The organism is Actinokineospora iranica (assembly GCF_900101685.1).
In the GTDB taxonomy this organism is placed as follows: Bacteria; Actinomycetota; Actinomycetes; order Mycobacteriales; family Pseudonocardiaceae; genus Actinokineospora; species Actinokineospora iranica.
In genome coordinates, this window is record NZ_FMZZ01000009.1 from 83785 (window position 1) to 102836 (window position 19052).

The window sequence follows — 19052 nt, forward strand, 5'->3', positions numbered from 1 at the left end:
GCCGCGGGGGAATGAGGGACGGCGTGCAGGTCCGGACACGGCACACGCCCGCGTTCGGGGTGGCCAGGCTGGTGCTGGCCCCGGGTGAGGCGGTCCAGGCGGAATCCACGGCGATGCTCGCCACCAGTTACGGCGTGCACGTCGAGGCGCGCGGCCGGGGCAGGGGCAAACTGCGGCCCGCGGTGTTTACCGCGCCGCCGGAAGGCGGGTGGGTCGACGTCGCGCCCGCGCTCCCCGGCGAAGTCCACGCGCTCGACCTGGACGGGACCGCGGCGTGGTGCGTGCGCGGAGGCAGCTGGCTCGCGGTGGCCAGCACGCTGCGCTCGGACTCGCAGTGGCCCGGCTTCCAGGCCCTCTTCGGCGCAGAGCGCGGCTTCCTCGAACACGTCTCCGGGCACGGCACGATCGTGCTGGCCTGCTGCGGCGCGCTCGACATCGTGGTGCTCGCCGCCGGTGAGCTGATCACCGTCGACCCCGCTCACCTGCTCGCCTACACCGACACCACGCAGTCGCGGCTGCGCGCGGTGGACCCGTCGGCCGCGCAGTCGGTGCGCACCGGCGAGGGGCTGCTGCTCGACTTCGCCGGCCCCGGCACCCTGCTCACCCAGACCCGCACCCCGCGCACCATGGCCGCCTGGCTCGGCCGCTGACTCCAGCGTCGGTCTCGATCAAGCCGCCATCTGGTCGAACCGGACGCGGGAGACACCGGGCGGACGTTAGGCTCCCGATCGTGTCGGAGGACCTCACTGGGCGTCGCCTAGGGCATTACCGGATTGATGGCGTGCTCGGTAAGGGCGGAATGAGCGTGATGTACCGCGCCACCGACATAAGACTGGGCCGGAAAGTGGCCCTCAAGGTCATCGCAGAACACCTCACCGAAGACCCTGAGTTCCGCGAGCGCTTCGTGGACGAGGCCCGCAACACCTCGGCCATCGACCACGCCAACGTCGTGCCGCTCTACGACTTCGGCGAGGTCGACGGCCTGCTCTACATCGCGATGCGGCTCGTCGACGGCTCCGACATGGCCAGCCTGATCAAGGACGGCCCGCTCTCCCCGCAGCGCACGCTCAGCCTGCTCAGCCAGGTCGCCGAGGCGCTGGACAACCTGCACGAGCTTGGCCTGGTGCACCTCGACGTCAAGCCCGCCAATGTGTTGGTCACCTCGCGTGAGTCGGCGGGCGAGCACATCTACGTCGCGGACTTCGGTCTCACCCGCCGCGGCGCCACCGGCCACCGCACGCGCGGCGGCGACTTCCTCGGCTCGCCCACCTACGCCGCCCCCGAACACCTGCGCGGAGAACCGGTAGACGGTAGGACCGACGCGTACTCGCTTGCCTGCGTGCTCTTCGCGTGCCTGGCCGGGCGCCCACCGTTCCAAGGGCAGGTCCCCGAGGTCATCCAGGGGCACCTGAACCGCGAACCGCCGTCGCTGACCGAGCAGGTAGCGCTGCCGCCCGCTATAGACGAGGTCATCCGGCGCGGCATGGCCAAGAACCCGGGGCAGCGCTACGGAAGCTGCCGTGAGCTGGTCGCCGCCGCCCGGCAGGCCCTGTCGAGCGCCCCCCGGCCCACCGTCCCCGCGCAGCGCGGGCCGTTCGCGCCCCAGCCGACCCAGCACCAGCCGACCCAGCACCAGCCAAGCCAGCACCAGCCAAGCCAGCACCAGCCAAGCCAGCACCAGCAGCGCCCGCAGGGGCCGCAGCCGTCCCCGGCCGAGCCGATGCGGCTGCGCCCGCCTGTGCCGGTCGGCAGCACCGCCTTCGGCGCGGAGAAGCGCGGCAACCGGTGGGTCGCGCCGGTCGTCGTCGGCTTGGTGGCGATCGGGTTAATTATCGCCGCGATCGTGTACTTCGGCGGCGGGTCCGGCGGCGGCCAGCCAAGCGACCCCAGCACCCAGCCCACCGCGCCATCCATCCAGGTCGGGGGCGGGGAATCGGCCGGTCAGGAGTCCAGCGACGCCCCGCGCACGACCTCGCGCAGGCCGCTTCCGACGATCTCGATCGTGCCCCAGCCCTGACCTGCGTTTCTTGCACTCCGGTGCCCCGAGTGCTAAACACGACTTAGCACTCGGGGTCTCCGAGTGCCAGAAGGTCGGGACGGTGAGGCCGGCGCGTGCGCTGGTCGTCCGTCGCGGGCACCGAGCCTGGCCGCGCTACGTGTATCCATCCGATGGAGGACCACACCGCAATGGCCAAGTTGATCGCGTTTGACGAGGAAGCGCGTCGCGGTCTCGAGCGCGGACTGAACATCCTCGCCGACGCCGTCAAGGTGACGCTCGGCCCGAGGGGCCGCAACGTCGTGCTCGAGAAGAAGTGGGGCGCGCCGACCATCACCAACGACGGCGTCTCGATCGCCAAGGAGATCGAGCTCGAAGACCCGTGGGAGAAGATCGGGGCCGAGCTCGTCAAGGAGGTCGCCAAGAAGACCGACGACGTCGCCGGTGACGGCACCACCACCGCCACCGTGCTCGCCCAGGCCCTCGTCCGCGAGGGACTGCGCAACGTGGCGGCAGGCGCCGACCCGATGGCGCTGAAGCGGGGCATCGAGCAGGCCGTCGAGGCCGTCATCGAGCAGCTCCACAAGTCCGCCAAGGAGGTCGAGACCAAGGAGCAGATCGCGGCCACCGCGTCCATCTCCGCTGGCGACACCACCATCGGCGAGCTGATCGCCGAGGCCCTCGACAAGGTGGGCAAGGAAGGCGTCATCACCGTCGAGGAGAGCAACGCGCTCGGCATGGAGCTTGAGCTCACCGAGGGTATGCGCTTCGACAAGGGCTACATCTCCGGTTACTTCGTGACCGACCCCGAGCGTCAGGAAGCGGTCCTGGAGGACCCCTACATCCTGCTGTTCGGCTCCAAGATCTCCTCGGTCAAGGACCTGCTCCCGCTGCTGGAGAAGGTCATGCAGTCCGGCAAGCCGCTGCTGATCATCTCCGAGGACGTCGAGGGCGAGGCCCTCGCGACCCTGGTCGTGAACAAGATCCGCGGCACGTTCAAGTCCGTCGCCGTCAAGGCCCCGGGCTTCGGCGACCGCCGCAAGGCGATCCTGCAGGACATCGCCATCCTCACCGGCGGCCAGGTCATCAGCGAGGACGTCGGCCTCAAGCTCGACAACGCCGACATCGCGCTGCTGGGCAAGGCCCGCAAGGTCGTCGTCACCAAGGACGAGACCACCGTGGTCGAGGGCGCAGGCGACGCCGAGCAGATCCAGGGCCGGGTCAACCAGATCCGCGCCGAGATCGAGAAGTCCGACTCCGACTACGACCGCGAGAAGCTCCAGGAGCGCCTGGCGAAGCTCGCGGGCGGCGTGGCCGTCATCAAGGCCGGTGCCGCCACCGAGGTCGAGCTCAAGGAGCGCAAGCACCGCATCGAGGACGCGGTGCGCAACGCCAAGGCCGCCGTCGAGGAGGGCATCGTCGCCGGTGGCGGCGTGGCCCTGCTGCAGGCCGCCGAGGCCGCGTTCGCGGGTCTCAAGCTCGAAGGCGACGAGGCCACCGGCGCCAACATCGTCAAGGTCGCCGTCGAGGCGCCGCTCAAGCAGATCGCGATCAACGCGGGCCTTGAGGGCGGCGTCGTGGTGGAGAAGGTCAAGGGCCTCCCGCAGGGCCACGGCCTCAACGCCGCGACCGGCGCCTACGAGGACCTGCTCGCCGCAGGCGTGCCGGACCCGACCAAGGTGACCCGCTCGGCGCTGCAGAACGCCGCGTCGATCGCCGCCCTGTTCCTCACCACCGAGGCCGTCGTGGCCGACAAGCCGGAGAAGGCCTCGGCCGCCCCGGCAGGCGGCGACCCGACCGGCGGCATGGACTTCTGATCCAGGCCAGGTAAGAGGCGCGGGTAGAAGCGCAGACGAAGGCCCGGTCCGCACCAGCGGACCGGGCCTTCGTCATGTCCGCGCAGAGAACGCCGGTGGCTGAACACGTGTGCGAATCCGCTGGCACTACTCTGAAACGATGTTGTGCAGCGCCGGTCCGCCTGGTCCGGAACCCGCGTCCCTGGCGTTCGCGGACGAGTCGTTTATGGAGCTAGCCGGTGGCGGCTTCTACGTGCTGGCTGCGGCAGTGTTCGCGCCGGTGGACCAAGGTGCCGCACGGGCAGCGATGCTGGGCTTGCGGGGGACTCGCGATACCCGGAAACTGCACTGGAACGAGATGGACATCCGCCAGCGGGTTTCCGCAGCCCGAGAAGTCGCGGCTTTGGGCGGGCTGCATGTGGTCACTGTGGGGGCACCCGTGCCGAACACTCGGCAGGAGCGGGCGCGGGCGATGTGCCTGGAACGACTGGTGACGGAACTTCACGGCTATGGTGTGGTCGAGCTGTTTGTGGAAAGCCGCACGAAGGAACTCGACGAGCGCGATGTCAAAACGATCATTGGAGCTCGCTTCCACCTGCCCAAAGGTTCCAGGTTCCACGTCGATCACGCTCGCGGTGCGGATGAGCCCTTGTTTTGGGTCGCTGACATCGTCGCGGGCGCGGTGCGCGCACACCACATCGGAGACCCTACTTACCGGCGCCTTCTTGACGACTGCGTCTACGAGATCGATGTGCTCACCGGATGTTGACCGGGCATGCGTAAGGCCAGGGTCCCGGTCTGCCCCAGGTGCACCTGGCCTTGCGACTTGCCCACCACCCACGATGGTGGACTCCAGTACAGCTTAGCAGATGACGAACCGAGTTGACCCGGTTCGCTTCGTCAAGAGCGGCAGCTCGGGGACGACTGGACGGCCCGGAGACGCCTGGCTCACCTGCTGGGCGCGGGACAAGTGTGTCGGGACGCGCTATATTGAACGGTCTGCGCACAAAAAAAGACGCCTTGATAAGGCGTCGCAAAATGAATTGTATGGCATGTGGAGGCCGATTGTCAACCGAGATCGACGTGGAGCAGGAATACGTCACCATGCTCTACGCGCACCTCGATGAACTGCGCGCGGACACCGACACGCGGTTGGCCAGGACGCTGCGGGAGACCAGTAGCAACCCGCAGGCCATGACGCAGCGGGACGCCGCGACGGCGCACTACAGCGAGCAGTTGGCGCAGTACGGGGCGGTGGAGAACGGGCTGTGCTTCGGCAGGCTCGACTTCGCCGACGGGGAACGCAGCTACATCGGGCGCATCGGGCTGTTCGACGACGAAGGCGACTACGAGCCGCTGCTCATGGACTGGCGCGCGCCCGCCAGCAGGCCGTTCTACCTGGCCACGGCGGCGTCGCCGGATGGGGTCCGCAGGCGCAGGCACATCCGGACTTCCCAGCGGAAGGTCACCGGGCTCGATGACGAGGTGCTCGACCTCGGCGCGGGGGAGCAGGACGTCCACCAAGGCCTCACCGGTGAGGCCGCCCTGCTGTCCGCGCTGAACGCCTCGCGCACCGGGCGGATGAGCGACATCGTCGAGACGATCCAGGCCGAGCAGGACGAGATCATCCGATCCGGGCTTAACGGTGTGCTGGTAGTGCAGGGTGGTCCGGGCACCGGTAAGACCGCCGTGGCGCTGCACCGCGCCGCTTACCTGCTTTACACCTTCCGCCAGCAGCTTTCCCGGCGCGGCGTGCTGATCATCGGTCCGAACGCGACCTTCCTCAAGTACATCGGGCAGGTTCTCCCGTCGCTCGGTGAGACCGGTGTCCTCCTGCAGACCGTCGGCGAGCTGTACCCCGGCGTGCGCGGTACCCGGCCCGAGCCCGCCCGCGCCGCCGAGATCAAGGGGCGCATCGACATGGTGGACGCGCTCAAGAAGGCCGTGCGGGACCGCCAAGAGGTACCGGACGAGCCGATAGTGCTGACCGTCGAGCGTGAGGAACTCGTCCTCGACCCGGCGATGGTCAAGGCAGCCCGCGCAAGAGCCCGCCGGTCACGCAAACCGCACAACGAGGCGCGGCCTTTGTTCGCAGAAGAGATCGTCGCCGCGTTGGCGCGGCAAGAGGCCGAGCGGTTGGGCGCGGAGTTCCTCGACGGGGACGACCTGGCCGACATCCGCCGGGAAATGGCCGAGGACGACGTCGTCCAAGCCGCCGTCGAGCGGCTCTGGCCCCTGCTGACCCCGCAGCGCTTCCTGTCCGACCTCTACGCCTCCGCCGACCGGCTCGCCTTCGCGCTGCCGCACCTCGCCGACGACGACCGCGCCCTGCTGCTGCGCTCGCCCCGGCTCGGCTGGACCGCCGCCGACGCCCCGCTGCTCGACGAGGCCGCCGAACTCCTCGGCGTGGACGACCGCGCCGAGCGCGCCGCCGCCGAGCGCCGCCGCCGCGACGAGCAGGACTACGCCCAGGGCGTCCTCGACATCCTGCAGATGGAGGACGACGCCGACCCCGACATCCTCACCGCATACGACCTGATCGACGCGGGCCGCCTCGCCGAGCGCCACGACGACGAGGACTACCGCACCGCCGCCGAGCGCGCGGCGGCCGACCGGACATGGACGTTCGGGCACGTCATCGTGGACGAGGCGCAGGAACTGTCCGCGATGGCCTGGCGGGTCCTCATGCGCCGCTGCCCGTCCCGCTCGATGACCCTGGTCGGCGACGTCGCCCAGACCGGCGCCCTGGCAGGCACGGACACCTGGGCGGCCATCCTCGCCCCCTATGTGGCCGACCGCTGGCGGCTTGCCGAGCTGACGGTCAACTACCGGACACCAGCCGAAGTGATGGCGGTGGCCGCGGACGTCCTGGCCGAGCTGACAACGGACCTGGCCCCACCCAGTTCGGTCCGCGAAACCGGCATCGAACCATGGCGACTCCGCGTGCCCGAGACCGAGCTGGCAGGCACCCTGGCCAAGCTGGCCGCCACCGAAACGGGGCAGGGCACACTCGCCGTGCTGGTCCCGGAGTCACTGGCCGACGAGGTGGGCCGCGCCGTCGCCGAGGCCGTCCCGGACGCGGCATTGGGGGAGCGCCCCGAACTGGAAAGCCGCGTGGTGGTCCTCACGGTCCGCCAGTCGAAGGGCCTGGAGTTCGACGCCGTGCTCCTGGCCGAGCCAACCCGGGTGATCACCGAGTCAGCACGCGGCATGAACGACCTCTACGTCGCCCTGACCCGCGCCACCCAACGCGTCGGCGTAGTCCACGCCGCCGATTTGCCACCGATGCTGGCCCGCCTCGCCCCACGCTGACCGGTCGCCCGCTTGCGCCCCACAGCCCCCCCACAACAAACCCCACTGGGGCCGAGGGTGCGGTAATAGCCGGTCAGCCCTCTGGAGCTGGCCCTTCGGGATGGGAAGACAGCATCTAAACGCCCGAGGCGGCGCAGCCGGAACATCCCCGCGTGCGCGGGGAAGACACTTGTTGACCTGCGGGGACTACAGCACAACGGTAGGAGTGACGACAGTCTTGGGCCTGGCCCCGCCAGTCATCCGAACCAAGATCTGAGTAGTGCCTCTAGGCACCTCGGTAAGCACAAACCGCCCACCCTCATCAGCCGTCGTGGCGGAAGAGCCGTGGTCGGCGACCCGAACCTCCACAGCGTGCTCGCCAGCGGGAACCAGCCAGCCGTCTATCCGCTGGCGTTCACCTGTGCGGGTGACGTTGACCATGACGGTGAGGTCACCCACGAAGAACGTGATGGTGCCGGGGGCGCCGCCGCGGACGCCGACCAGGGGACGCTGATCGGCCCACCGGGCGGCTTCGAGTTCGACCTCGGCGTCGATGTCCTCGATGGCGATGGCGAACTGGGAGCGCTCGACGAGCCCGTCCGGAACCGGGTCGAACTCGTCCATCAGCCTGGCTACCTGGGCCAGCCAGAAGTCCTGCTCGGCCGGTTCCATCTCGTAGTCGTCCATGGTCCTCATCTGCCACCATCCCCATCGTCGTACAAGGCGCGCAAGGAGTTGAGGCAACGTCCTCGTGTCGGCCCGATGCTGCCGTGCGGCATCCCCATCGCCTCGGCGACGATGCGGTACTCGGCACGACCGGCCAGGACGGTCAGGCGCAGCAGCTCCTGACAGCGCTGGTCCAACTTGTGGAACGCCGACCACAGCCGGTGGTCGCGTTCACCGCGCAGGGCTTCCGCCTCGGGCATCGGCTCCGTGCTGGGCACGTGCTCGGCCACTTCCGGCGACAGCTCGACCTGCGCGGCCCCTCGCTGACGGGTTCGGATCGCTTCGCGGCGGGTGGTGGTGATCAGCCAGCCGACCAGGGCTCTTGGCTCGGCGAGCCGGTCGACGTGGCGCAGCAGCGCCAGCCAGACCGTCTGCACGACGTCCTCGGCCGTGGACCGGTCGATGCCGGTCCCTCTGGCCACGTGCCAGACCAACGGCGTGAGTTCGGCGACCAGCACGTCGAGCGCGCTCCGGTCGCCTTCCCGCGCCGCGATCATGCACGCCGCGTGGCGCTCCGACCCTTCCAGCCCCTCCCATGGCGGGTTGGTCCTTACCGTTCGGAGCTCGGTCACCGCTCCCACCCCATCCTTCATATCCCGGGGTTGTGCATTCTGGTGGCACTGGCTACATCGTCCGACCGCGGCATGACGCGTCTTACCGCGGCATCCCTCACTCGAACAGGTGAAGCTGTCCTCCATCAGTGTCCCTTGAGCGCATACGGCACGCAGGCGAGTGCCTGCCCTTCGCCGTGCTGGGCTAGGTCGACCGGATCGCCCCGGTGCGATTCGATCGCCTAGTCGGCATCCTCCGCCGACGGACGCCGCGACGCCATCCCTGGCTCCTGTTCGGGTCGAAGAATCACAAAATATGTGGCGGCCGGACCGGTCCCCTGCACCCGTCCGGCCGCCACGGCCCCGTGGTCTCACTCGAATGCCCGGTGGACGTCATCGGCGGCGAGCGCCGGGTGCACCGGAAAGTCTTGGGTGTCACGCCGCTGGACGCGGGCGGTGGTGATCTCCGGCGGGTGCGGCCGACCAGGACACATGCTTCCCTCCGGAGCGGAAGAGTATTTTTACTCTGACACTGGTAAGAGGGGCGTCCGCGACCGTGGATACGTCCTGGCCCGGCGGCTTCGCGCCGTGGCACAGATGTGCCAAGCCGGTTTCAGACTGTCAGCAGCACCAGCATGGCGCCGACGGCGAGCAGTGTGCCGACCACGAGGGTTCCGCAGCCCAGCAGGACTGTCCGGCGGGTCGTCAGCGCGCGGATGGCCAGCACGACGGCGGTGGCCACGGTGAGCAGGGTGATGGCCGAGTACGCCACCGCCGCGGCGACCGGTGAGCCGTGCCCGCGGACCAGCGCCGGTCCGAAGACCACGAGCAGGAAGCACACCACCCCGCCCGCGGCGAACAGCGCGGCCGACGCGAGCAGCACGAGCGCCTTCGCGGTCCCCGTCCGCGACACCGGCTGCTGGTCGGCCACGCGCCGACCTTAGTGCTCGTCTTCCGGCAGGAGAATCCAGCAGGCCAGGTAGATCAGCGCGCCGCTGCCGAAGCCCAGCAGGGTCGCGGCGACCAGGATGATCCGGATCAGGGCGGCGTCGGCGCCGAGCATCCGCGCGGCGCCCCCGCAGACCCCGGCGACCATGCGGTCGGTGCGGCTGCGGCGGAGCTTGCGGGTTTTGATGTCGTTCGTCATGACTCAAGGCTCGCGCTCGCGCGGCAGGCGCGCATCGGGGTCGCACCCTGAAAACCGGGTCGGGGTCGTCCCCGGGTGAGCTGGGCCACGACGATAAATCAGTCGCGATGCCGGGGGCGCGAGCGCATCATTGACCTCGGGAAACCAAGCCGGAGTCACCGCCAGACGGTGCCCGCTGGAGGGGTTCCCGGCGCGGGCGCGTGGCGGTGTCCGAGCCGGGGCCGGGACAGCGGTAGCCCGAGCAGGGCTGCTCCGGTCCCCACGCCACACCGACGCTTCCCGCGCCCGGCTCGACGCTACCGGCCGCGCGTGCTGCGGGAAGCCCGCCTGGCGCCGGTCAGTCAAGGGGAGAGTGACCGGCGCCAGGCGCGCCAACGGTGCTCTCAGAGCGGTGGCAGGGCGGTGTCGAACAGCCAACTGGTGAAGAACTCCGTCAGCGGTGACGGCGCGTGCCGCTGCGCCAGCGCGGTGAACTGCTCGGTCGTCACCAGCCCGTGCCGGTGCGTCGACGCCCACTCGACCAGGAGCGTGAAGAACGCCGCGTCGCCCAGCCGCCGCCGCAGCGCGTGCAGGGTCAGCGCACCGCGCAGGTACACGCGGTCGTCGAACAGGCGGGTGGCGCCGGGGTCGGCGAGCCGCAGGTCCTGGGGCGCCGCGGCCACCGTCCGCCACGCTCTGCGCGCGTGGGTGTCGGTCGGGTCGCCGCCGGACGCGGCCGACCACAGCCACTCGGCGTAGGTCGCGAAGCCCTCGTTGAGCCAGATGTGCCGCCACTGGGCCACGGTCAGGCTGTTCCCGAACCACTGGTGCGCCAACTCGTGCGCCACTAGGTGCTCGGAGCCGCGCTCACCGTCGACGTGGTTAGCGCCGAAGACCGACAGCGACTGCGCCTCGACCGGGGCGTCGAGGTCCGCGTCGACCACGACGACGCCGTAGCGGTCGAACGGGTACGGGCCGAACAGCCGGGAGAACTCGGCCAGCATCATCCCCTGCCTGCCGAAGTCGTGGTCGAACGGCGTCAGCAGCCGCGCGGGCACCGTGGCGTGCATGACCCCGGCCAGGTCCAGCGACAGGTACCGGCCGATCTGCACGCTCACCAGGTAGCTGGACGTCGGCTGCGGCAGGCGGTAGACCCACGTCGTGGTGCTCGCCGACGACCGGCGCGACTCCAGTGCCCCGGTCACCACTACCTGGTAAGCGGCGGCCGTTGTTACCGCGATCCGGTAAGTGGCCTTGTCGCTCGGGTGGTCGTTGCACGGGAACCAGGAAGGCGCGCCGATCGGCTGGCTCGCCACGAGCACGCCGTCGTCCAGGTAGTCCCAGCCCAGCTCGCCCCAGTTGCTGCGGATCGGCGTCGGCGAGCCCGAGTAGCGGATGTCCACGGCGAACTCGTCGCCCGCTGGCACCGCCCGCTGCGGGGACACGTGCAGCTTCCGGCCGCGCTGCGCGTACCGCACCGCCTTGCCGTTGACCGTGACGCGGTTGACCCGCAGCCCGGCGAGGTCGAGGCTGAACCGGGACAGCGCGTGCTCGGCGACGGCGGTGATCCGTGCGCGCCCGTCGAGCCTGCCGGGGCCGACGCGGTAATCCAGGTTCAGGTCGTAGTGCGCGACCCGGTAGCCGCCGTTGCCGTGCGCCGGTAGGTAAGCGTCCGACGACGTGCTCGCGCCAGGTTTGCCCGCGCGCACCGGATCAGCCATGGGCACATTCAACAGGACGGTCATCAGCGCTTGACCGGCCACGCGGCGATCGGGTTGCCCAGCCAGCGGGTGGCCGCGGGCACCGACTCGCCGCGCATCACCAGCGACGCCGGGCCGACCGTGGTGCGGTCGCCGATCGCCGCCCCGGGCAGCACGATGCCGTGCGGGCCCAGCGTGCCGCCGTCGCCGACGGTCACCGTGTCCATGCTCATGATCCGGTCGTGGAACAGGTGCGTCTGCAGCACGCAGCCCCGGTTGACCGTCGCGCCCGACCCGATCCGCACCAGGTCGGCCTCGGGCAGCCAGTACGTCTCCACCCACGCGCCGCGCCCGATCCGCGCGCCGAGCCCGCGCAGCCACACCGCCAGCAGCGGCGTGCCCTGCGCGGAGGTGGCGAGCCACGGCACGGCCAGCATCTCGACGAACGTGTCGGCAAGCTCGTTGCGCCACACGAACGAACTCCACAGCGGCCTCTCGATCGCCCGGAAGCGGCCCACCAGCGCCCACTTGGCCAGCACCGAGACCGCGCCAGCCAGCACGCCTGCCGCGGCGAGTAGGACGCCGCCGAGCGCGAGCGACAGCCAGAAGCCCACGGCCGTGCAGCCTGCCGCGACCAGCACGGCCAGCGCCGCCGATGCCATCACCGGCACGACCCGGCACAGCTCGACCAGCGCGCGGGCGACCATGAGCCGGGTCGGCGGGTCGAACGTGGTGCTCTCGTCGGCGGCCTCGACAGTGCGCGGCAGCTTTATCGGCGGCATCCCGAGATAAGAGGACCCCGCCTTGGCCTTCTTAGGCGTCGAAGACAGCACGCCTACCAGCCCACGCTTAGGCACAGCCCGACCCGGCGCGGTCATCCCGGAGTTGCCCAGGAAGGCGCGCTTACCGACGCTCGCTTTCGCGATCCGCAGCCAGCCGCCGCCCAGCTCGTAGGAGCCGATCATGGTGTCGTCGGCGAGGAACGCGCCGTCGCCGACCGTGGTCATGCTCGGCAGCGCCAGCACTGTGGACGCCTCGACGCGCCTGCCGACCTTCATGCCCAGCGCCCGCAGCCACACCGGGGTGAACAGGCTCGCGTAGAGCGGGAACAGCCCCACCCGGGCGAGGTCCATCAGCCGCTCGGTCGCCCACGCCTGCCAGGCGACCCGGCTGTGCACCGCGTGCTGCCCGGCGCGCAGGCCGATCGAGAGCGCGCGCACCGACACCAGCACCAGCAGCGCGTAGGCGGCCATCCAGGCCACGGTCGCGGCGGGCACGCCGAGCAGCGCGCTCGCCAGGCCAGCGCCGAGGGTGGCCGAGCCGTCGAGGAACGCGGCGAGCACCAGCAGCGCGGGGACCGCCGCCGCGACCGGCAGCAGGCTCAGCGCGAACGAGGTGGCCGCGTAGACCGCGACCCAGCGCTTGCGCCGCGCCGGTCGCTTGCCGCCGTGGCTCGCCTTGCCGGTGCGGGTCGCGGGCGCGCCCGACCAGCGCTGACCGGCGGGCACCGCGCCCACGACGGCCGACCCGGGCGCGACCTCAGCGCGCTTGCCTACCCGCGCGCCGGGAAACAGCGCGCTCCGCGCGCCGACAGTGGCGTGCGCGTCGATCCGGACCCGGCCGATGTGCAGGATGTCGCCGTCCAACCAGTGCCCGGACAGGTCTACCTCCGGCTCCACCGCCGCGCCCCGGCCCAGCCGGAGCAGGCCGGTGACCGGCGGCAGCGAGTGCAGGTCGACGTCGTCGCCGATCCGCGCGCCCAGCGCCCGCGCGTAGTGCGTGATCCACGGCGCGCCCGCGAGGTTCGCCGCGCCGGTCAGCTCGACCATCCGCTCGGCGGCCCACAGCCGCAGGTGGACGCCGCCGCCGCGCGGATAGGCGCCCGGCTCGACGCCGCGCAGCAGCAGCCGCGCCGTGCCCGCCGCGAGCGCCATCCGGCCCCACGGGCTCAGGAAGACCAGCCAGCCCGCGAGCACCAGCCACCACGACACTCGGGGCATCCACGGCAGGCCGAGAAGGTTGTTAAGAGCGGCGACGGTGACCGCCCACCGCGCGCCGACGACGGTCAACATCGGCACGGTAAGCAGCGTCTGCACTACCTGCGCGCGGACAGGCGTGGGCGTCACGACCCGGTCGCTCTGCACGCTCGCCGACGCGGCGTCGATCCGCGCGGCCAGCTTGCCCAGCGTCGGGTGCTGGTAGAGGTCGGCAACGGCGATGCTCGGGCACGTTTCGCGGACCCGGGTCACGAGCTGCGCGGCCGAGAGGCTGCCGCCACCGTTGGCGAAGAAGTCGGCGTCGGGGTCGGTGACGTTGACACCGAGCAGGTCGCGCCACAGCTCGGCCAGCCGGCGCTGGGTGTCGGTCAGCGCGGCGGTGTCGACAGCGCTGGTGTCCAGCGGCAGCGGCCAGGGCAGCGCGTGCCGGTCGACCTTGCCGGACGTGCGGGTCGGCAGCGTGTCGACCACGGCGATCAGCGGGACCAACGCGGCGGGCAGCGCCGCCCTCAGCCGGTCGACCGCGGCGGTCGCGTCGAAGCCCTCTTGTGCCACGACGTAGCCGACCAGGAGCTGGTTGCCAGCCTTGGTCGCGCGTACCGCGGCGGCGGCGCCCGCGACCCCGGGCAGCGCCTGCAGCGCGGCGTCGACCTCGCCCAGCTCGATGCGCCTGCCGCCGAGCTTGATCTGCTCGTCGGCCCGGCCCAGGAACAGCAGGCCCTCCGGCTCGGCCTTGACCAGGTCGCCGCTGCGGTACGCGCGATCCCAGGACAGCGCGGGCAGCGGGGCGAACTTCTCGGCGTCCTTGTCCGGGTCGAGGTAGCGGGCCAGGCCCGCGCCGCCGATGACCAGCTCGCCGGTGCCGCCCATCGGGACCAGCTCGCCCGCCTCGTCCACCACGGCCAGCTCCCAGCCGTCGAGGGGCAGGCCGATGCGGACCGGGCCGTCGCCGGTCATCAGCGCAGCGCAGGCCACCACGGTCGCCTCGGTCGGGCCGTAGGTGTTCCACACCTCGCGGCCCGCGACGGCCAGCCGCTCGGCCAGCTCCGGCGGGCAGGCCTCGCCGCCGAAGATCAGCAGCCGCACGTCGTCCAGGGCCTCGGCGGGCCACAGCGCGGCCAGGGTCGGCACGGTCGAGACCACCGTGATCGCCCGCTCCACCAGCCAGGGGCCCAGGTCGACGCCGCTGCGGACCAGCGCGCGCGGGGCGGCCACCAGGCACGCGCCGGTGCGCCAGGCCAGCCACATCTCCTCGCACGAGGCGTCGAAGGCGACCGACAGACCCGCCAGCACGCGGTCAGCGGGGCCGATCGGCTCTTCTGGCAGGAACAGGTCGGCCTCGGCGTCCACGAACGCCGCCGCCGAGCGGTGGCTCACCGCGACGCCCTTGGGCTTGCCGGTGCTGCCGGAGGTGAAGATGATCCACGCGTCGTCGTCGGCCGTCGGCTCGCCCGGCGTGCCCGTGGGGGCGTCGAGCGGGGTGATGGCCCGGTCCGCGCCGAGCACTGCGCACACCCCGGCTTCGCCGAACACCAGGTCGGCGCGCTCGTCGGGGTCGTCGAAGTCGACCGGCACATATGCCGCGCCCGCGGCGAGCACGGCCAAGATGCCGACGTAGAGGTCTGTCGTGCCCGAGGGGACCCGGATGCCCACCCGGTCGCCGCGGCCGATGCCCGCCGCGGCCAGCCGGGCCCGGAGGATGTCGATTTCGCTAAGCAGCGCCCGGTAAGTCAGGACCGTCGTGCCGTCGTCCACCGCGTCGGCGTCCGGGTGGCGGGCCGCGGTGGCGGCGAGGATCTCCAGGAGGGTGCGGGGCGCGCTCTCGGGTCCGGCGCGAAAGACCGCGAGACCGCGCTCAGCCGCGTCGGCGAGCGGGTCGACGGTGTCGAACAGGGATAGCGAGTGGTCGACCATCGTCATTTGAGCGAACGCATTTCTCACCTTTTCGGTGGTTCTTCAACGCTGTGACCAGGGAACATTACCCGTGGTCATGTCGGCCTGTCGCGTTGAGACGAAGTTCCGGTGGCGTGTTTCACACTCTCGTGTCAGCCGTAACATCAACGAATATCGGACATTCGCTGATATCGCTTCGCGATAGCAAGGCTCCTTTCCTTGTGTGGCAATGGTCATTTCTCGCTTGCGAATCAGATATCGGTTCGCGATATCGTGGGCCGATGGATGTCGTCCGGGAGTTCAGGAACGGCGCGCTGCGCCTGCTCGTGCTGCGGCACGCCACCGACGCCGAGGTCCACGGCGCGCTGCTGAGCGAGTGGCTGGCCGCGCGCGGCCACCGCGTCTCGCCGGGCACGCTCTACCCGCTGCTGCACCGCTTACAGGACGCGGGGCTGCTCAAGTCCCGCATCGAGGTGGTCGACGGCCGCCGCGTCCGCCGCTACCGCACGACCAAGCGCGGCAAGCGCGCCCTCGCGGAGTGCCGGGCGGTCCTCGCGGAACTGGCCGCGGACGTCGCATGAGCGAGCTAGTGAGCGAATCATTCCTTGCGAGCGAATCATTGACACAGTGCGCAAACCTGCGAGGCACTCGAACGGGTGAGGTTGGCTGATGAGCGCCACACTGGGGCCATGAGGGACGTGCTGGACGAGCTCAGCCGCCGCTGCGCCGCCGGGGAGCCGGTCGCCGTGGGCACGGTGGTCGCCACGTTCTCCTCCGCCCCGCGCGCCGCGGGCGCGGCCATGCTGGTCGCCGCGGACGGGACGGTCACCGGCAGCGTGTCCGGCGGCTGTGTCGAAGGCGCGGTCTACGAACTGGGCCGGGAGGTCTTAGCCAGCGGTAGGCCTGTCTTGCAGCGTTACGGCGTCACCGACGACGACGCCTTCGCCGTGGGCCTGACCTGCGGCGGGACCATCGACGTCTTTGTCGAGCGGATCGACCGGGAGTCCTTCCCGACGCTGTCCGACCTGGCCGAATCGGTCCGGGCCGAGGTCCCGGTCGCGCTGGCCACCATCGTCGCCCACCCGGACCAGGACCGGCTGGGCCGCCGCCTGGTCGTCTGGCCGGACCGGTCGGCGGGCACCACCGGGTCCGACCGGATCGACGCGGCCGTGGTTGATGACGCCCGCGGCCTCTTGGCGTCCGGACGCAGCGCGACCATCGGCTACGGCCCGGACGGGGAGCGGCGCGGCGAGGGCATGACTGTCTTCGTCAGCGCGTTCGAGCCGCCGCCCCGGATGCTGGTCTTCGGCGCGATCGACTTCGCCGCCGCCATGGCGAGCATGGGCTCTTATCTCGGCTACCGGGTCACGGTCTGCGACGCCCGCCCGGTCTTCGCCACCACCAGCCGCTTCCCCGGGGCGCACGAGGTCGTGGTCGACTGGCCGCACCGCTACCTGCGCGCCGAACTGGCGGCGGGCCGGGTGGACGAGCGCACCGTGGTGACCGTCCTGACCCACGACCCCAAGTTCGACGTCCCGGTCCTCGAGGTCGCGCTGCGCGGCAAGTTCGGCTACGTGGGCGCGATGGGCTCCCGGCGCACCCACGACGACCGGATGGCGCGGCTGCGGGAAGCGGGCCTCACCGAGGACGAGCTGTCCGCGCTGTCCTCGCCGATCGGGCTGGACCTGGGCGCCCGCACCCCGGAGGAGACGGCGGTCTCGATCGCCGCCGAGATCATCGCGCTGCGCTGGGGCGGCAAGGGGCAGCGGCTGACCGGGCTGACGGGCCGCATCCACGGCTAAGAGCCGCCCGTTGGCGTGCGCCAGGCCACTTACCGGGCGGCACTAGGGTTGGGGCGCACCCAACAGTCCAGGCAGGAGAGACAGTGCGGGACATCGCCTTGTTCAGCGGCAGCGCCCACCCCGAGCTGGCCGCGGAGATCGCCGCGCACCTCGGCGCTCCGCTGCATCCGGTGCTGGTGCAGCGCTTCGCCAACGACTGCCTTGAGGTGCAGTTGCAGGCGAACTGCCGGGAGCGGGACGTCTTCCTCATCCAGCCGCTGGTCCGGCCGGTGCAGGAGAACCTGGTCGAGCTGCTGCTGATGATCGACGCCGCGCGCGGGGCGTCCGCGTCGCGGATCACCGTCGTCATGCCGCACTACGCCTACGCGCGCTCGGACAAGAAGGACGCGCCGCGGATCTCGATCGGGGGACGGCTGGTGGCCGACCTGATGGTCGCGGCCGGGGCCGACCGGGTGCTGACCATGACCCTGCACTCGCCGCAGGTGCACGGGTTCTTCAGCGTGCCGGTGGACCACCTGCACGCCCTGCGGGAACTCGCGGGCCACTTCCGGCAGCACGACCTGTCGAACACGACCGTCGTCTCACCCGATCTGGGTAACGCGAAAGAGGCGGCGAAGTTCGCGCGGCTGCTGGGCGTGCCGGTGGCGGCGGGCGCGAAGCAGCGGTTCGCCGACGACCGGGTCACCATCACCTCGGTCATCGGCGAGATCGAGGGGCGCGACGTGATCGTGCTCGACGACGAGATCGCCAAGGGCAGCACCGTCATCGAACTGCTCGCCCGGCTGCGTGAGCGCGGCGCCCGGTCGGTGCGGGTGGCCTGCACGCACGGGCTGTTCGCCGGGGGCGCGCTCAAGCGCATCGGCGACGCGCCGGAGGTGCTGGAGATCGTCTGCACCAACACCGTGCCGATCCCGGACGGGGAGCGCACCGACAAGCTGACCGTCCTCTCGGTCGCGCCCGCCCTGGCCGAGGCGATGCGGCGCATCCACAACGGAGAGTCGGTCAGCGCGCTGTTCGACGCGCCGTAAACCGTGCGCGAGGTTAGGGTGCGCGGGTGTGGAGTCGCCTGTTCTCCCTGGTCAGCGGGGTTCTGCTCGCGGGCTGCCTGGGCGAGCCGACGGTCGGGCAGCCCACGCCTGCCGCCGAGCCGCCGCCCAGCGCCCCGGCGTCGTTCACCGTGGTCGCGGGCGGCGACATCCTCATCCACCCGGCCCTGACCGCGCAGGCCGAGGCGGACGGCGGGGGAGCCCGCGACTACGCGCCGCTGTTCGCGGGCGTCAAACCCGTCCTCGACCGGGCCGATGTCGCGGTGTGCCACCTGGAGGTGCCGATCGCCGACGCCGCGGGCCCGTTCCGGGGCTACCCGAGGTTCAACGCCCCGCCGGAGTTGGCGGCCGGGTTGGCGGCCAGCGGGTTCGACACCTGCTCGACCGCGTCGAACCACACCCTCGACCAGGGCCCGGCAGGCGTCGCGAAGACCCTCGACGCGCTGGACGCCGCGAAGATCACCCACACCGGCTCGGCCCGGTCCGCGCGGGAGGCCGCCACCCCGCTGATCCGCGAGGTCGCCGGGGCCAGGGTCGGGTTCCTGTCCTACACCTTCGGCCTCAACCAGGGCACCACGCGGCCCGCGGCCAGCCCCTGGCTGGCGAACCTGCTCGACCCCGCCGCCGTCCTGGCCGAGGCGCGCGCCGCCAGGGCGGCCGGGGCGGAGATCGTGGTCGCCAGCCTGCACTGGGGCGCGGAGAGCAGGCACGAGCCCACCGCGGACCAGGTGCTCATCGCCAAGGCCCTGCTGGGCGACCCGGCCGTCGACCTGATCATCGGCCACCACGCGCATGTGGTGCAGCCGTTCGAGAAGGTCGAGGGCAAGTGGGTCGCCTACGGCCTGGGCAACCTGGTCGCCAAGCACGAGCAGCCCAAGGGTGTCACGGAAGAGGGCGTGCTGGCCCGCTTCCGGTTCACCAAGTCCGGTGCGCGGTGGACGGTCGACAAGGCCGAGTACATCCCGACCCTGGTGGACCTGGGGCCGCCGATCCGCTTGCGGGACCTCACCAGCGACACCACCAGCGACACCACCGTCGCCGCCGACCGCAAAGCCGATGCCCTCGCCCGGACCGAGGGGATCGTCCTCGGCCGGGGCGCTGGCGCGGCGGGTCTCACCCGCCCGTAGC

The 19052-nt window shown here is 71.2% G+C and carries 15 protein-coding genes; 9 read left to right on the top strand and 6 right to left on the bottom strand.

The genetic code is table 11. The features are described 5' to 3' along the window. The first annotated feature begins 23 nt into the window (after positions 1-23). The 5 genes from BLS56_RS18960 to BLS56_RS18980 all read left to right on the top strand — a co-directional run bounded on the left by BLS56_RS18960 (position 24) and on the right by BLS56_RS18980 (position 7104). A complete protein-coding gene (locus tag BLS56_RS18960; RefSeq protein ID WP_091452675.1) occupies positions 24-650 on the top strand; it encodes an AIM24 family protein in 627 nt (208 codons plus the stop codon). Positions 651-730: 80 nt separating this feature from the next. Further along, a complete protein-coding gene (locus BLS56_RS18965; protein ID WP_091452677.1) occupies positions 731-2017 on the top strand; it encodes a serine/threonine-protein kinase in 1287 nt (428 codons plus the stop codon). A 170-nt stretch (positions 2018-2187) separates the two neighbouring features. Continuing rightward, positions 2188-3813: a chaperonin GroEL gene (gene groL, locus BLS56_RS18970; protein ID WP_091452680.1), complete on the top strand. Its 1626-nt coding sequence runs from the start codon at positions 2188-2190 to the stop codon at positions 3811-3813. A gap of 205 nt (positions 3814-4018) precedes the next feature. After that, complete coding sequence (locus BLS56_RS18975) at positions 4019-4561, top strand: hypothetical protein (protein ID WP_228771753.1); 543 nt, start codon at positions 4019-4021, stop codon at positions 4559-4561. A 335-nt stretch (positions 4562-4896) separates the two neighbouring features. Continuing rightward, entirely contained in the window at positions 4897-7104 is a 2208-nt protein-coding gene (locus tag BLS56_RS18980; protein WP_407640539.1) for a HelD family protein, read from the top strand. Between the two features lie 186 nt (positions 7105-7290). Here the strand turns inward: BLS56_RS18980 and BLS56_RS18985 are convergent, their stop codons facing one another. The 6 genes from BLS56_RS18985 to BLS56_RS19010 all read right to left on the bottom strand — a co-directional run bounded on the left by BLS56_RS18985 (position 7291) and on the right by BLS56_RS19010 (position 15103). Then, positions 7291-7770, bottom strand: a complete 480-nt coding sequence (locus BLS56_RS18985) for a hypothetical protein (RefSeq protein WP_091453142.1) — start codon at positions 7768-7770, stop codon at positions 7291-7293. 5 nt (positions 7771-7775) lie between these two features. Beyond that, on the bottom strand, positions 7776-8381 hold the full coding sequence (locus BLS56_RS18990) for an RNA polymerase sigma factor (RefSeq protein WP_091452686.1): 606 nt from the start codon (positions 8379-8381) through the stop codon (positions 7776-7778). Between the two features lie 592 nt (positions 8382-8973). Next, on the bottom strand, positions 8974-9291 hold the full coding sequence (locus BLS56_RS18995) for a hypothetical protein (protein WP_091452689.1): 318 nt from the start codon (positions 9289-9291) through the stop codon (positions 8974-8976). A 9-nt stretch (positions 9292-9300) separates the two neighbouring features. Continuing rightward, a complete protein-coding gene (locus tag BLS56_RS19000; protein ID WP_091452692.1) occupies positions 9301-9507 on the bottom strand; it encodes a PspC domain-containing protein in 207 nt (68 codons plus the stop codon). Positions 9508-9890: 383 nt separating this feature from the next. Continuing rightward, positions 9891-11207, bottom strand: a complete 1317-nt coding sequence (locus tag BLS56_RS19005) for a M1 family metallopeptidase (protein WP_091453144.1) — start codon at positions 11205-11207, stop codon at positions 9891-9893. A gap of 23 nt (positions 11208-11230) precedes the next feature. Then, entirely contained in the window at positions 11231-15103 is a 3873-nt protein-coding gene (locus BLS56_RS19010) for a Pls/PosA family non-ribosomal peptide synthetase (protein ID WP_091452695.1), read from the bottom strand. 254 nt (positions 15104-15357) lie between these two features. On the opposite strand from BLS56_RS19010, the gene BLS56_RS19015 reads away from it, so the two are divergent. The 4 genes from BLS56_RS19015 (at position 15358) to BLS56_RS19030 (ending at position 19051) form a co-directional block, all read left to right on the top strand. Beyond that, a complete protein-coding gene (locus tag BLS56_RS19015) occupies positions 15358-15657 on the top strand; it encodes a PadR family transcriptional regulator (protein ID WP_091452698.1) in 300 nt (99 codons plus the stop codon). Between the two features lie 108 nt (positions 15658-15765). Then, positions 15766-16878 (top strand): XdhC family protein, encoded by a 1113-nt coding sequence (locus BLS56_RS19020; RefSeq protein ID WP_091452701.1) that lies wholly within the window; start codon positions 15766-15768, stop codon positions 16876-16878. Positions 16879-16961: 83 nt separating this feature from the next. Further along, on the top strand, positions 16962-17906 hold the full coding sequence (locus tag BLS56_RS19025; RefSeq protein WP_091452703.1) for a ribose-phosphate diphosphokinase: 945 nt from the start codon (positions 16962-16964) through the stop codon (positions 17904-17906). Between the two features lie 26 nt (positions 17907-17932). Next, positions 17933-19051, top strand: a complete 1119-nt coding sequence (locus tag BLS56_RS19030) for a CapA family protein (protein ID WP_091452705.1) — start codon at positions 17933-17935, stop codon at positions 19049-19051. Position 19052: the final 1 nt, after the last annotated feature.